General features: G+C 68.1%; 15 protein-coding genes and 1 pseudogene. 8 read left to right on the plus strand and 8 right to left on the minus strand.

What is annotated here, in order from left to right; all coding sequences use genetic code 11:
• Positions 1-33: 33 nt before the first annotated feature.
• Positions 34-762 (minus strand): DUF72 domain-containing protein, encoded by a 729-nt coding sequence (locus ABOZ73_RS13040; RefSeq protein WP_369058564.1) that lies wholly within the window; start codon positions 760-762, stop codon positions 34-36.
• A 25-nt stretch (positions 763-787) separates the two neighbouring features.
• Positions 788-1,750, minus strand: coding sequence for an NAD(P)H-quinone oxidoreductase (locus ABOZ73_RS13045; RefSeq protein ID WP_369062544.1), 963 nt, complete (start codon positions 1,748-1,750; stop codon positions 788-790).
• Positions 1,751-1,835: 85 nt separating this feature from the next.
• Between ABOZ73_RS13045 and ABOZ73_RS13050 the strand changes: the two genes are divergently transcribed.
• Both ABOZ73_RS13050 and ABOZ73_RS13055 read left to right on the plus strand, forming a co-directional pair.
• Positions 1,836-2,045 carry a DUF1192 domain-containing protein gene (locus tag ABOZ73_RS13050; RefSeq protein WP_369058565.1) on the plus strand — a complete coding sequence of 70 codons (210 nt, stop codon included), beginning with the start codon at positions 1,836-1,838 and terminating at the stop codon, positions 2,043-2,045.
• Positions 2,046-2,134: 89 nt separating this feature from the next.
• On the plus strand, positions 2,135-2,662 hold the full coding sequence (locus ABOZ73_RS13055) for a DUF1465 family protein (protein WP_369058566.1): 528 nt from the start codon (positions 2,135-2,137) through the stop codon (positions 2,660-2,662).
• A gap of 183 nt (positions 2,663-2,845) precedes the next feature.
• On the opposite strand, the gene rpmE is transcribed toward ABOZ73_RS13055, so the two are convergent.
• The gene (rpmE, locus tag ABOZ73_RS13060) at positions 2,846-3,073 is read right to left on the minus strand and encodes a 50S ribosomal protein L31 (protein ID WP_369058567.1); all 228 of its coding nucleotides are present in this window, start codon (positions 3,071-3,073) and stop codon (positions 2,846-2,848) included.
• 115 nt (positions 3,074-3,188) lie between these two features.
• On the opposite strand from rpmE, the gene ABOZ73_RS13065 reads away from it, so the two are divergent.
• Complete coding sequence (locus tag ABOZ73_RS13065) at positions 3,189-5,042, plus strand: ABC transporter transmembrane domain-containing protein (RefSeq protein WP_369058568.1); 1,854 nt, start codon at positions 3,189-3,191, stop codon at positions 5,040-5,042.
• A 111-nt stretch (positions 5,043-5,153) separates the two neighbouring features.
• On the opposite strand, the gene ABOZ73_RS13070 is transcribed toward ABOZ73_RS13065, so the two are convergent.
• The 5 genes from ABOZ73_RS13070 to thiE all read right to left on the minus strand — a co-directional run bounded on the left by ABOZ73_RS13070 (position 5,154) and on the right by thiE (position 9,112).
• Positions 5,154-6,221 (minus strand): glycerophosphodiester phosphodiesterase, encoded by a 1,068-nt coding sequence (locus tag ABOZ73_RS13070; RefSeq protein ID WP_369058569.1) that lies wholly within the window; start codon positions 6,219-6,221, stop codon positions 5,154-5,156.
• A gap of 43 nt (positions 6,222-6,264) precedes the next feature.
• Entirely contained in the window at positions 6,265-7,062 is a 798-nt protein-coding gene (locus tag ABOZ73_RS13075; RefSeq protein ID WP_369058570.1) for an inositol monophosphatase family protein, read from the minus strand.
• Between the two features lie 5 nt (positions 7,063-7,067).
• On the minus strand, positions 7,068-7,634 hold the full coding sequence (gene efp, locus ABOZ73_RS13080) for an elongation factor P (RefSeq protein ID WP_369058571.1): 567 nt from the start codon (positions 7,632-7,634) through the stop codon (positions 7,068-7,070).
• Between the two features lie 315 nt (positions 7,635-7,949).
• Complete coding sequence (locus tag ABOZ73_RS13085; RefSeq protein WP_369058572.1) at positions 7,950-8,357, minus strand: hypothetical protein; 408 nt, start codon at positions 8,355-8,357, stop codon at positions 7,950-7,952.
• Between the two features lie 110 nt (positions 8,358-8,467).
• Entirely contained in the window at positions 8,468-9,112 is a 645-nt protein-coding gene (thiE, locus tag ABOZ73_RS13090) for a thiamine phosphate synthase (RefSeq protein WP_369058573.1), read from the minus strand.
• Positions 9,113-9,242: 130 nt separating this feature from the next.
• Here thiE and ABOZ73_RS13095 point away from each other — a divergent pair, with 130 nt between their 5' ends.
• The 5 genes and pseudogenes from ABOZ73_RS13095 to ABOZ73_RS13115 form a co-directional block, all read left to right on the plus strand.
• Positions 9,243-9,428 carry a bacterioferritin-associated ferredoxin gene (locus ABOZ73_RS13095; protein ID WP_277785275.1) on the plus strand — a complete coding sequence of 62 codons (186 nt, stop codon included), beginning with the start codon at positions 9,243-9,245 and terminating at the stop codon, positions 9,426-9,428.
• A gap of 131 nt (positions 9,429-9,559) precedes the next feature.
• Positions 9,560-10,057, plus strand: a complete 498-nt coding sequence (bfr, locus tag ABOZ73_RS13100; protein ID WP_369058574.1) for a bacterioferritin — start codon at positions 9,560-9,562, stop codon at positions 10,055-10,057.
• A 402-nt stretch (positions 10,058-10,459) separates the two neighbouring features.
• Positions 10,460-10,807 carry a tryptophan-rich sensory protein gene (locus ABOZ73_RS13105; protein WP_369058575.1) on the plus strand — a complete coding sequence of 116 codons (348 nt, stop codon included), beginning with the start codon at positions 10,460-10,462 and terminating at the stop codon, positions 10,805-10,807.
• Between the two features lie 79 nt (positions 10,808-10,886).
• Positions 10,887-12,518, plus strand: a complete 1,632-nt coding sequence (locus tag ABOZ73_RS13110; protein WP_369058576.1) for an MFS transporter — start codon at positions 10,887-10,889, stop codon at positions 12,516-12,518.
• 59 nt (positions 12,519-12,577) lie between these two features.
• A pseudogene (locus tag ABOZ73_RS13115) lies at positions 12,578-13,009 on the plus strand (hypothetical protein); the annotation flags it as partial.
• Positions 13,010-13,080: the final 71 nt, after the last annotated feature.

The following is a 13,080-nucleotide window of genomic DNA, read 5'->3' on the forward strand; positions in this document are numbered from 1 at the left end:
CATATACTGAGCTTCAGTGACGAAGCAAAGGGTTCAGGCAGGCTCGGTCAGCTTTTTCAACACCTTGGCGTCCTGGGGCGCGGCGCTCTTCTGGTCGTTGTCGAAGTACACATGCACGTCGCGCCTGCCGCGCCGCCATCCCCTGACCCGTTCGGCCAGCGTCTCCAGCTCCGCCCGGGGATAACGACCATGATAATGGCCGCCCGGCCCATGCATCCGCACATAGACCAGGTCGGAGGTCGCCTCCCAGGGCGATGGGGCGTCATGGTGGTCGCTGATGCAGAAGGCGGCGCCATGATCCTCCAGGATCTTCAGCACCGCCGGCTCGTACCAGGTCGGATGCCGAAACTCGACCGTGACGCGCGGGGTCTTCGGCAGCCAGCCCAGGAACCGCTTCAGCCGCTCATCGTCCCGCTTCAGCATCGGCGGCAGCTGCACCAGGGCCGGACCCTGCCGGTCGCCAAGGTTGCTCATCACCCCGAACACCAGCTTCACCGAATCCTCGCACTCCTTCAGCTTCTTGTTGTGGCTGATGTAGCGCGAGACCTTCCAGGCGAAGCAGAAGCCGTCCGGCGCGCCCTCCGCCCAGGCCTTCACGGCCTTCTCGGTCGGCAGGCGATAGAAGCTGCCGTTGATCTCGCAGGCGTCGAACTGCGTGGCGTAGAAGGCCAGCCGGTCCTTCAGCCGCAGGTCGTCCGGATAGAACGGCCCCTTCCAGTCGTCATAGGTCCAGCCGGAACAGCCGATGCGAAGGTCGGTCATGCGGGCTGAACGCGTGGCGGCGGGTTTAGGTCGTCAGCACGATCTTCCCCACATGGCTCCCCCCCTCCAGATGCGCGTGAGCCTTGTCGGCCTCGCCCAGGGGGAAGGTCGCGTCGATCAGCGGCTTCAGCGCGCCCGCCTCCACCCACGGCCAGACCCGGCGCTCCACCTCCGCCGTCAGTCGCGCCTTCTCGTCGGCGTCGCGGGGGCGAAGGGTGGAGCCGGTCAGCACCGCGCGCTTGCGCATCAGCCCGAAGACCGGGACGTTCAGCGTCCCCCCGCCGAGGCTGGCGATATAGACGATCCGCCCGCCGGTCTTCAGGGCGTCCAGGTTCTGGTCGAAGTAGCTGGCGCCGACCATGTCCAGCACCACGTCGACCCCGCCGGCCGCCTTGGCGGCCTCCGCGAAGTCTTCCTTGGAGGCGTCAACCGCGATGTCCGCGCCCAGGGTCTTGGCCTGGGCCGCCTTGTCCGCCCCGCGCGCGGTGGCGATCACCTTGGCTCCCGCCGCCTTGGCCATCTGGATCGCCGTGGTGCCGATGCCCGAGGTGGCGCCATGCACCAGCAGGGTCTCGCCTTCCTTCAGCGCCCCATGCTCAAACACATTGGCGAAGACCGTGAACACCGTCTCCGGCAGGGCCGCCGCCTCGGTCAGGCTGAGCCCCTTGGGGATCGGCAGGGCATGGCGGGCGTCGACCACGGCGTATTCGGCGTAGCCGCCCCCGCCCAGCAGGGCGCAAACCTTGTCGCCGGCGCTCCAGCGCCCGGCCCCGACCACCACCTCGCCGGCGACCTCCAGGCCCAGGGTGTCCGGCGCGCCCGGCGGCGGCGGATAGGCGCCCAGCCGCTGTAGCAGATCGGGACGGTTCACCCCGGCGGCGGCGACCCGGATCAGGATCTCTCCCGCTTTGGGAACAGGGCGGGCCACGGTGACCGGCTTCAGCGCCTCGGCGGGGCCGGAACCGTTCTCCACCGCGATCGCGGTCATGGTCTCGTTGTTCACGGCGCCCTCCAAAGCTTGCGTTCGACCCTAGCTAGGGCTCTGATGACGCCCCCACAAGCGGAGGCGAGCCATGGACGAACCGGTCGAACCCCGTCGCGGACGCGGAGACGCCCTGAACGAGCTTCTCAGAGAGGATCTCGAGCTGCAGGGCGTCACCGAACTGCAGGACCGCATCGCCACGCTGGAGACGGAAATCGCGCGAACGCGGCTGCATCTCGAAAAGAAACAGGCCGGCCGCGCCGCCGCCGACGCCCTGTTCGGCGGCTTCCGCGACGATTGAACCTCTGGATAGTTCTGGCACGGGCGTTGCACCCAGGGGGCCGATGCGGCCATTAGTGTGCCGCGACCCGGTTGAAGGCGATGATTCCAATGAGTGACGTGCCCATGGCGGCGTCGACGGTCTGGCGGGCTGGCGTGATCGAGGATTTCGCCCGCTCCGAACTGTTCGACAAGACCTTCGAGGAAGGCATGGAGCTGGTCGAGGTCTGCGCCGCCTATCTGGACGGCGTCGGCCGCCAGGACTCCCGCCTGCTGTCGCGCAACGCCGCCCTGGCCTACGCGGCCGAGAGCATGCGCCTGACCACCCGCCTGATGCAGGTGGCCTCGTGGCTGCTGGTGCAGCGCGCGGTGCGCGAGGGCGACATGGAGCCGTCCGCCGCCTGCGAGTCCCGTTATCGTGTGGGTGAAGAAGCCGCGGCCCCTACCGCCGAGGCGGAGGCCCACGAAGGCCTGCCCTCCAGCCTGCTCGAACTCGTCGGCCGCTCCGAGCGCCTTTACGAGCGCGTCCGCCATCTGGACCAGCGCATGTACGTGGACGGCGAAACCGCCGTCGAGGCCCCGAACCCGGTCCTGTCCCAGTTCACCCGCCTGCAGGACGTGTTCGGCAAGGCGTCCTGAGTTCATCCGCTCATCCCCGCGAAGGCGGGGACCCAAGCTGACTTTCAGACACGGCAAGCACCGTATGGATCCCCGCCTTCGCGGGGATGAGCGGGTTTGGCTGAACCCCAAACACGAAAAAGCCGGCGCGCTTTCCCAGCGCGCCGGCTTTCCAGCCCCAGGGCGTTTCCGCCCTTACCGGATTTATTTCTTGGTCGTGAAGCCGGCGAACTTCGCGTTGAAGCGCGAAACGCGGCCGCCGCGGTCCAGCAGGTGGGCGTTGCCGCCGGTCCATGCCGGATGGGTCTTCGGGTCGATGTCGAGGTTCAGGGTGGCGCCCTCTTTCCCGTAGGTCGAACGGGTCTGGTAGGTCGTGCCATCCGTCATGACGACGTTGATGAAGTGATAGTCGGGGTGCGTGTCTTGTTTCATCGGGCGATCCAACCGACTAAGCGGCGTGAAAATTTGTGTCGTGTCGGCCCCGAGAGGCTGACCGCGAAGACGCGCGGCTATACAGAAGGCCCGGCGTATTGGCAAGAGGTTGGTCATGAGTGAGGCGAACGGAACGGACACGGATGCGGGGGCTCGACCCGGCGCCGGGGCCGAGGTCGCCCAGAATCTGCAGGCCGCCGCGGCGCGTCGCGCCAAGAGCCGCAATGTCCGCGCCCTGGGCCGTCTGCTGCCGTTCCTGGCCGCCCACAAGGCCGACGCCGGCCTGGCCCTGATCTTCCTGCTGTGCTCCACGGCGGCGACCCTTGGCCTGTCGGTCACGCTGCGCCTGCTGGTCGAGCACCTGACCAACGGCCAGCCGACGGCGGCCAGCATCAATCCGTGGTTCGCCCTGATCGGGGCCAACGCCCTGATTCTGGCGGCGGCCACGGCCTTGCGATTCTTCTTCGTCACCAAGACGGGCGAGCGGATCATCGCCGACCTGCGCTCGACCCTCTACTCCCACATCCTGACCCTCGACCCGGGCTTCTTCCTCAAGACCCGCACGGGCGAGGTGCTGTCGCGGGTGACGACCGACATCCAGATCGTCGAGAACATGATCACCACCTCGGTGTCGGTGGCCCTGCGCAACACCCTGATGCTGATCGGGGCACTGGCCATGCTGATGGTCGTCAGCCCGCGCCTGACGGGCCTGGTGCTGCTGCTGTTCCCCTTCGTCCTGGCGCCGCTGTTCCTGTTCGGCCGCCGGGTGCGCAAGCTGACCACCTCGACCCAGGACCGCTTCGCCTCGGCCGTCGGCTATGCCGGCGAGACCCTGGACGCGCTTGAGACGGTCCAGGCGTTCGGTCGCGAAAGAAGCGCCGCCGCGCGCTTCGGCCAGGCGGTGGAGGACACCTTCCGCATGTCCCTGACCCGCATGACCGCACGGGCCACCATGACCGCCATGGTCATCGGCCTGGTGTTCGGCGGCATCGTGGTCGTCTTCTGGCTGGGCGTGAACGCCGGCCTGCGCGGCGAGATGACCTGGGGCGCGCTGATGCAGTTCGCCTTCCTGTCGGTCATGGCCGCCGGCTCCGTCGGCGCCATCGGCGAGGTCTGGGGCGAGGTTCAGAAGGCTTCCGGCGCCATGGAGCGGATCGGCGAGCTGCTGGCCGCAAAGCCGAACGTGGCCGCGCCCGAACGGCCCACCCCCATGCCCAGGCCGGCGCGGGGCGAGATCACCTTCGAGGGCGTCACCTTCGCCTATCCCGGCCGCCCGGACTTGCCTGCCCTCAACGGCTTCGACCTGGCGGTGAAGCCGGGCGAGACCGTGGCCCTGGTCGGCCCCTCGGGCGCGGGCAAGAGCACGGTCCTGCGCCTGCTGCTGCGCTTCTACGACCCGCAGGCCGGCGCCATCCACCTGGACGGGGTCGAGCTGCGCGACGCCGACCCCGCCGAGGTCCGGGCCCGCATGGCCCTGGTGTCCCAGGAAAGCCCGCTGTTCTCCGGCTCGGCCATGGACAACATCCTGTTCGGCCGCGAAGGCGCGACCATCGCCGACGGGACCACGGCCGCCGAGGCGGCGCAGGCCGCCGGTTTCATCGCCAACCTGCCCGAAGGCTTCAACAGCCCCGTGGGCGAGCGCGCCAAGACCCTGTCGGGCGGTCAGCGCCAGCGCCTGGCCATCGCCCGCGCCCTGGTGCGTCAGGCCCCGATCCTGCTGCTGGACGAGGCCACCAGCGCCCTTGACGCCGAGAACGAGCGCCTGGTGCAGCACGCCCTGACCGCGGCCATGAAGGACCGCACCACCCTGGTCATCGCCCACCGCCTGGCCACCGTCCTGGCGGCCGACCGCATCGTGGTCATGGACGAAGGCCGCGTGGTCGAGCAGGGCACCCATGCCGAGCTGTCGGCCCGAGGCGGCCTTTACGCCCACCTCGCCAAGCTGCAGTTCGGCGGCGAGGCGGCCTAAGTACAGCGTGCTTCGAGACGCGCTGCGCGCTCCTCAACATGACGAAGCCGGGTTGCTCCTGAATACGTCATCCTGAGGAGGCCGAAGGCCGTCTCGAAGGACGCAAAGCATTTAACCCCGCGCCTGAACCGCCAGGCCGGGGAAGTCGCTGAACACCCCGTCGACACCGGCGGCGTACAGGGCCTTCAGCACCGGGATCACGTCGCCCTTCAGGCGCCGATAGTCGGGGCGGATGGCCATGCCCTTCTTCAGGGACTTGGGCAGGAAGTAGTTCTCGGCCCGCACGGTCCAGGGATGGACCACCAGGCCGGCCGCGTGGGCGCCCTTCACCAGGCTCGTGGCCGGCAGCAGGGTCTCTTCGTCCTGCGGCACGACCAGGGTCCTTTCCGGACCCAGACCGCTGGCGTAGCTGGCGATGGCCTTCAGGCCCTCCGGCGTCAGCATCTGGGCGTAGGTCGTGGACGGCGCGTCGGCCGGGCCGCCCTCGGACGAGACCAGCTGCACCAACCGAGCGCTGGTGCGCCGGCGGATGGTCTTCAGGGGCGCCACCTCGAAGCATTGGACGAAGACCGGCGCGTCCGGGCTGTCCAGCCCCGTCTCGCGCAGGGCGGCGGCCATGCGGTCCTCGATCGGCAGGCCGATGGAGGCCAGGAACGTCGGGTGCTTCATTTCGGGATAGACCCCGATGACGCGGCCGACCCGCTGGCTCTCGGCGCGGGCCAGGGCGACCACTTCTTGGAAGGTCATGATCTGGGCCTGGCCGTCGAACTTGGCGCTGGCCGGGCGCAGCTGCGGCAGCCGCTCGCGGGCGCGCAGGCTCTTCAGCTCCGCCAGGGTGAAGTCCTCGGCGAACCAGCCGGTCAGGGTCTCGCCGTCGATCAGCTTGGTCGCCTTGCGGGTGGCGAATTCCGGGCGGGCGGCCACGTCGGTGGTGCCGCCGATCTCGTTCTCATGGCGGACGACCAGATGGCCGTCCTTGCTGACCACCAGATCCGGCTCGATGAAGTCAGCGCCCTGATCCACCGCCAGGCGATAGGCGAGCTCGGTGTGTTCCGGCCGCTCGCCGCTGGCGCCGCGATGGGCGATGACGATGGGTTTTTTTGGAGCGGCCTTCGCCCCCTGCGCGATGAAGGGCAGGGCGAGGGCGGAGGCGGCGAGCGCGCGGCGTGTCAGCGTCATGACCGCCAGCTTAGCCGGCGATCATGACAGCTGAACAGCAAGCTTAGGCGGCTTGCAGCTTCTCCAGCACCAGCGGGTGCAGGTCGAGGTTGGACGCCAGGATCGAGGCGCCGCCGGTCACGTTGGTTTCCTCGCCGGACAGGTCGGTGACCTTGCCGCCGGCTTCACGGACCATGAGGATCCCGGCCGCGACGTCCCAGCTATTCAGGTTGCGCTCCCAGTAGCCGTCGTAACGGCCGGCCGCGACCCAGGCCAGGTCCAGGGCCGCCGAACCGAAGCGGCGCACGCCGGCGACCCGTTGGGTCATCTGGTGCAGCTCCTTCAGGAACGTGGCGTGGCCCGTCTTGCCCGCGAACGGGATGCCGGTGGCCAGGAGCGAGTCTTCGAGGGTGCGGCGGGCGGCGACGCGCAGGCGCTTCTCCATGCCCAGGTACGCGCCCTTGCCCTTCTCAGCCCAGAACAGGTCGTTGCTGATCGGGTTGTAGGTGACGCCGGCCACGACCTCGCCCTCGCGCTCCAGCGCGATGTTCACCGCGAAGTGCGGGATGGCGTGCAGGAAGTTGGTGGTGCCGTCCAGGGGGTCGACGATCCAGGTGTGGGTCTTGTCGGTGCCCTCGATCACGCCGCGCTCTTCACCGATGAAGGTGTAGCCGGGGCGCGCCTTGGTCAGGGCTTCGAAGATCACCTGCTCGGCCTTCAGGTCGGCGGCCGACACGAAGTCGGCCGTGCCCTTGCGCGAGACCTGCAGTTCGCCCAGCTCGCCGAAATCGCGCGAGAGGCCTCGCGCGGCCTTGCGGGCCGCGTCGATCATGACGGAGACGACGGCGGAAGGTGTAGCCACGCCGATTAGTCCGCGCGGCGGACGTACTCGCCCGTCTCGGTGGAGACGATCACGCGCTCGCCGGCTTCCATGTACGGCGGGATCATGACGCGCACGCCGTTGTCAGCCTTGGCCGGCTTGTAGGACGACGAAGCGGTCTGGCCCTTCACCGTGGCTTCCGCCTCGACGATGGTGACGACGACGTGTTCCGGCAACTCGATGCCGATGGCGCGCTCTTCGTGGAACTCGACCACGACGGTCATGCCGTCCTGCAGCCACGGCACGCGGTCTTCGCCGACGAAATCCTCATGCAGGGTGATCTGCTCGTAGGACTGGCCGTCCATGAACACCAGCATCTCGCCTTCGCGGTACAGGAAGGTGTGATCCTTCTGTTCCAGGGTGACGCGCTCGACCTTGTCTTCCGAACGGAAGCGCTCGTTCAGCTTGCGGCCGTCGATCAGGTTCTTCAGCTCGACCTGGGCGAAGGCGCCGCCCTTGCCCGGCTTCACGTGGGAAGCCTTGACGCAAGCCCACAGGCCGCCTTCGTGCTGGATCACCATGCCGGGTTTGATGGTGTTGCCGTTGATTTTCATGTGTTCGGAGTCCGGGAAATTTGGCCGCGGAAACTAGAGGGTGGCAGTCGAAAGTGGAAGCCGGTTTCGGCGGCTGTCACCCTCTAACCTCAAGAAGCGAGCCTGTTGTTCGCGTTCGGGCGTCCCGCCCGAGAAGCGACAGGCTCTAGCGGCGAGGCCTCCTGAAAGCAAGGTAGCGCCGTTTTCTCCTCCCCTGCGAAGCGGTGGAGGGGGCGTCCGCAAGCTCGGAGCCCAGTCCGCGCGCCCTCCGTCTCGTCGCTGACGCGCCGATCCACCTCCCCTGTACGCTTCGCTACAGGGGAGGAGAAACAGGCCCTACTGCGCGGCCTTCGGCAGGGTGTCTTTCTTCTCGCAGGCCATCTTGCCGGCCGGGCCGACCATGGCGGAGATGCCGGTGTCCTTCTGGCCCGCGCGCCAGTTCTTGGGCAGCTTGCCGTCGCCCTTGTAGTCGAGGCCCAGGTCGATCACCGCGTCCGCCGCGCAATCGATGGCGAACATCATGATCGGCGACTTGGACGCCGCCCAGGTCGCATAGGGCGCGGCCTTGCCGCCCGACGCATAGCGCAGCACCACCATGCCGCTCTGCTCGTCCAGCTTCATGAAGTCGGCGTCGTACCGGAACGTGGGATCGCCGGGGACGGGCTGCCAGTTCTCGGCCGTGGCCCCGGACGCAAACGGCGCGCTGAGCGCCAAGCCAACTAGACACACTACGAGCCGTCTCATGGACCGCTCCCTCCCAAGTCTTGTTGTTATGGGAGGACGCTACGCCCGGTCGTGGAACCGCGCAATAAATGTGTCTGAATTGTGTCTGAAGGCTTGACCGTGAAGGCGGCTCAGCGCCGCGCCAGGCCTTCGGCGATGGCGGCGTTCAGGGCCTTCACCCCGGCGGCCGGACCGTAGGCGTGCCTCCAGACCCCGGCGCTCACCGCCAGAAAGTCCGCGCCGGCGGCGGCCAGATCGGCGGCGTTGTCCGCCGTGATCCCGCCGATGGCGACGCAGGGGATCTCCATCGTCTCTTGCCAGATGGTCAGGATGTCCAGCGCGGCGCGGGTCGAGGCGTCCTTGGTCTCGGTGGGGAAGAAGGCGCCGAACGCCACATAGTCGGCGCCGGCCTCGGCGGCCTCCATAGCCAGGTGGCGGCTGTCGTGGCAGGTGACGCCGACCATGGCCTTGGCGCCCATCAGTCGGCGGGCCTCGGCGCAGCTGGCATCGTCCTGGCCCACATGCACGCCGTCGCAACCGAGGCGGGCGGCCAGGTCCGGGCGGTCATTGAGGATCACCGCCACGCCGCGCGCCTGGGCGATGGGGGACAGGGCGTGGACCGCCGCCTCGATCACCGTGTCGGGCGCATCCTTCAGGCGAATCTGCAGGGCGGCCACGTCGCCGGCGTCCAGCGCCTCGGCCAGCAGCCGGCCGAAGGCGGCCAGGTCGTCGATGACGGGCGGGGTGATGAGATAGAGGCGGCATTCGGCGGTCATGGCCGCTCCGTAGCCCATTTCGGCGCTGACGACGACCTGCGACGAGCGGGCGCAGGTGCAAATGACTTGCAGAGTCAGTCCGACCGATATTAGATGCGAATGATAATCACTTGGTTGGGTCTCGCGTCCTTTGTACGTCTGCAACTGCAACGGCATCCGTGAACGTCAGGTCCGCGCGGCGATCGACGCCGGCGCGTCCCGTCCGGCTGAAATCTTCCGCGCGCACCAGTGCCAGGCCCAGTGCGCCAAGTGTGTCTGCGAGATGCGCCAGATGATCGAAGAATCCCGCCAGGCCCTGCGTTTCGCGGCCGAATAGAGCGGGTTTTCAGCAACTGCGAAGCGCTCGCGAAGAAAAGCGTGCGCCTGCGAAACACTTGCACACAAAGCAGTTGAAGCTCTGATCCTGATCAATCAGGTTCCGCCCGAACCCGCGATCAGGAGAGACCAATGCAGGGCGACAAGACCATCATCAACCTGCTCAACGCCGTTCTCACGAACGAGCTGACGGCGGTGAACCAGTACTTCCTGCATGCTCGCGTCTACCAGCATTGGGGCTTTGCGCGTCTGGGCAAGATCACCTACGACGAGAGCATCGGCGAGATGAAGCATGCCGACATGCTCATCAAGCGCATCCTGTTCCTGGACGGCCTGCCCAACCTGCAGGACCTGCACAAGCTGAAGATCGGCGAGACGGTGCCTGAATGCATGGCCGCCGACCTGGCGGTCGAGCAGGTCGGCCACGCCACCCTGGTCCCCGGCATCGCAGCCTGCGAAGCGGCCAAGGACTATGTCAGCCGCGACCTGCTGCTGAAGATCCTGGAAGACACCGAGAACCACATTGACTTCCTGGAGACCCAGCTTGGCCTGGTGAAGGCCTTGGGCGAGCAGAACTACCTGCAGAGCGCGCTCGGCGAACTGGTCGGCGAAGGCCACGCGGACGGCTAGGAATCCCCTCGCCCCCACTTGCGGGGGAGAGGGTTGGGGAGGGGGCTCCTGGGCCTCAACCTGCCACACGGTTGAAGCGGAAACGCCGAAGGCCCCTCACCCTCGCCCTCTCCCCACAGGGGGGAGAGGGGATCGTCCTGCGGAACCGCTCTAGGTTCCGCCTGTTTTCCTTGCTTAGCAGGGAGGACGCCATGGGACTGGTCGACACGGCCCAGGACAAGATCGAGGATCAGCTGAACAGCCACGGGCGCGGCCTCGGGCACGTGGCTCTTGGCGTCGCCGTCTGCGCCGCCGTCGCCGGCGGCACGGCGCTGCTGGCCATCAAACGCGCGCCGCCTCCCGCCGTGGTCGAAGAGGCCGTCGCGGCGGACGGCGCCACGGTGAAGCCGTCCAAGCAGAACTTTGTCCTTGCTCCTGCCGGCCCTGTTCTCGCTGTCCAGCCTGTCGGCCTTGCGGATCTGGAACGCCCCGGCCAGCCCGCGCCGCACCCGGGCGCTGGCCCTGTGGGGCGTGATGCAGGGGGTCAACGCGGCCCTGGTCTGGATCGCGCCCAAGCGCCGCTCGGCCCAACTTGTCGGCACGCTCGCCACCGCGGGGATCACCGCCGCCTATTCCGAAACCGCCAAGCGCATCGACACCAAGGCCGCCGGCATGGTGGCCCCCTATGCGGGCCTGATGAGCTTCACCAGCGCCATGGCCGGCGACATCCGCCGCTCCCGCGAACAGTCCGAGACGCCCACGGTTCACTGACGCGCATCCGGCCCTTGTGCCCGGCCTCGGACTGCCTCAACCATAGCGTCAAAGCCGAGGACAGGCTGGGGGAACGCATATGGCGCAAGGGCGCAAGCATGGGCTGGTGATCGGGGCCGCTTCGGCTGGCACGGTCTTCGAGTGGTACGATTTCTATCTGTACGGCTCGCTGGCGACTTTCATCACCAGGCACTTCTTTTCGGGCGTCAACGAGACGACCGGCTACATCTTCGCCCTGTTGGCCTTCGCCGCCGGCTTCGCGGTGCGCCCGCTCGGCGCGCTGGTCTTCGGTCGCCTGGGCGACCTGTGGGGCCGCAAGAACACCTTCCTGGTGACCATGATGCTGATGGGCGGCTCGACCTTCGCGGTCGGCCTGCTGCCCAGCTATGACGCCATCGGCGTCGCCGCCCCGATCCTGCTGGTGCTGATGCGCCTGCTGCAAGGCCTGGCCCTGGGCGGGGAGTATGGCGGCGCGGCGACCTACGTGGCCGAACACGCGCCCCCCGGACGGCGCGGCCTCTACACGAGCTTCATCCAGACCACGGCGACCCTTGGCCTGTTCCTCAGTCTGGCGGTGATCCTGCTGGTGCGCGGCCAGACCGGTGAGGCCGCCTTCGCCGAATGGGGCTGGCGCGCACCGTTCCTGATCTCGGTCCTGCTGCTGGGCGTGTCCCTGTGGATCCGCCTGCAGCTGAACGAGAGCCCGATCTTCCAGAAGATGGTCGACGAGGGAAAGACCGCCAAGCAGCCATTGGCTGAGGCCTTCGGCAAGTGGCCGAACCTGAAGCTGGTGATCTTCGCCCTTCTGGGTCTCACCGCCGGCCAGGCGGTGGTCTGGTACACGGGCCAGTTCTACGCCCTGTTCTTCCTGGAGAAGGTGCTCAAGGTCGACGGCGCCCTGACCAACACTCTGGTGGCGGTGGCCCTGATCCTGGGCACGCCGTTCTTCATCGTCTTCGGCTGGCTGTCGGACAAGATCGGCCGCAAGCCGGTGATCCTGACCGGCTGCCTGCTGGCGGCGGTGCTGTACTTCCCGCTATTCAAGACCCTGACCGCCGCCGCCAACCCTGAACTGGCCGCCGCCAGCCAGCGGGCGCCGGTGGTGGTCATCGCCGACCCGTCCGAGTGCGCCTTCCAGTTCGACCCAGTGGGCAAGACGGCCTTCACCACCAGTTGCGACGTGGCCAAGTCGGCCCTGGCCTCGGCCGGCGTCTCCTACGAGAACCGCACCGCGCCCAAGGGCGAAATCGCCAGCATCGAGGTGGGCGGCGTCAGCGTCCCATCCTTCCGGGGCGAGGGGATGAGCACAGCCGATTTCACCGCCAAGCAGACCGCCTGGCGCAAGGCCCTGAACGCCGAGCTGCAGACCGCCGGCTATCCGGCCAAGGCCGACCCGGCCAAGGTCAATAAGCCGCTGGTGGTCGGGGTGCTGTTCGTCCTCGTCCTGCTGGTGACCATGGTCTACGGCCCGATCGCCGCGGCCCTGGTCGAGATGTTCCCCGCCCGCATCCGCTACACCTCCATGTCGCTGCCCTATCACCTGGGCAACGGTTGGTTCGGGGGCTTCCTGCCGACCACGGCCTTCGCCATGTCCGCGGCCACGGGCAACATCTATTTCGGCCTCTGGTACCCGGTGGTGGTGGCCGCCGCGACGGTGGTGATCGGCGCCTTCTTCGTTCATGAAATGCGCGGTGCGCACACCGAGGACTGAGGCCTCGGTGCGGGCCGGCGAAGATCCGCGAGGCGTCCCCCTTCGGATGGGCGGCCAGGGTGTCGGCCATCGCCCGGCGCAGCACCTTTCCGACGGCGCAGGCCGTCAGGAAAGCCGCTCCGGCCGGCGCGATCATCCCGCGTCTCGATCCCCGCCGACGGGCGGGTGAACTGCAGGGCCCGGGCCGCATCGGCGATCTCCAGCCGCGTCTCCTCGGCGCGGCTGGCCAGCCACAGGCTGGGCGGTCCCAGGATTCCGCCCAGCGCACCGGCGGATGCAGGCGCACCCGCAGGAACGGCAGTCGTGCCGGCGCGATAGCGGCAAGTCGCAGGTGTTCTTGGGCGGCGGCCGCCCTGGTCCTGCCCTTCGCGGCGGCCGGGCTGGAGCTAGTCTCGACCGAAAGCAGCCACAACGCCCCCATGATCCGCGGCCACTTGTTCAGCTCCCGCCTGAGCGCCATCGTCATGCTCAGCATTCCGGTCCTGAGCGTCATGCTGCAGGCCATGCGCGCCTTCGCGCCGACGCGGCGGCCTGGAGGGGCTGGCCGCGGGCGTGGGCAGCG

Origin of the sequence: Caulobacter sp. 73W (genome assembly GCF_041021955.1) — a bacterium.
Classification (GTDB): Bacteria; Pseudomonadota; Alphaproteobacteria; order Caulobacterales; family Caulobacteraceae; genus Caulobacter.

Coding starts and splice junctions, on each gene's coding strand:
- ABOZ73_RS13040 (WP_369058564.1), bottom strand. CDS start 762: ATGACCGACCTTCGCATCGGCTGTTCCGGCTGGACCTATGACGACTGG.
- ABOZ73_RS13045 (WP_369062544.1), bottom strand. CDS start 1,750: ATGACCGCGATCGCGGTGGAGAACGGTTCCGGCCCCGCCGAGGCGCTG.
- ABOZ73_RS13050 (WP_369058565.1), top strand. CDS start 1,836: ATGGACGAACCGGTCGAACCCCGTCGCGGACGCGGAGACGCCCTGAAC.
- ABOZ73_RS13055 (WP_369058566.1), top strand. CDS start 2,135: ATGAGTGACGTGCCCATGGCGGCGTCGACGGTCTGGCGGGCTGGCGTG.
- rpmE (WP_369058567.1), bottom strand. CDS start 3,073: ATGAAACAAGACACGCACCCCGACTATCACTTCATCAACGTCGTCATG.
- ABOZ73_RS13065 (WP_369058568.1), top strand. CDS start 3,189: ATGAGTGAGGCGAACGGAACGGACACGGATGCGGGGGCTCGACCCGGC.
- ABOZ73_RS13070 (WP_369058569.1), bottom strand. CDS start 6,221: ATGACGCTGACACGCCGCGCGCTCGCCGCCTCCGCCCTCGCCCTGCCC.
- efp (WP_369058571.1), bottom strand. CDS start 7,634: ATGAAAATCAACGGCAACACCATCAAACCCGGCATGGTGATCCAGCAC.
- ABOZ73_RS13085 (WP_369058572.1), bottom strand. CDS start 8,357: ATGAGACGGCTCGTAGTGTGTCTAGTTGGCTTGGCGCTCAGCGCGCCG.
- thiE (WP_369058573.1), bottom strand. CDS start 9,112: ATGACCGCCGAATGCCGCCTCTATCTCATCACCCCGCCCGTCATCGAC.
- bfr (WP_369058574.1), top strand. CDS start 9,560: ATGCAGGGCGACAAGACCATCATCAACCTGCTCAACGCCGTTCTCACG.
- ABOZ73_RS13110 (WP_369058576.1), top strand. CDS start 10,887: ATGGCGCAAGGGCGCAAGCATGGGCTGGTGATCGGGGCCGCTTCGGCT.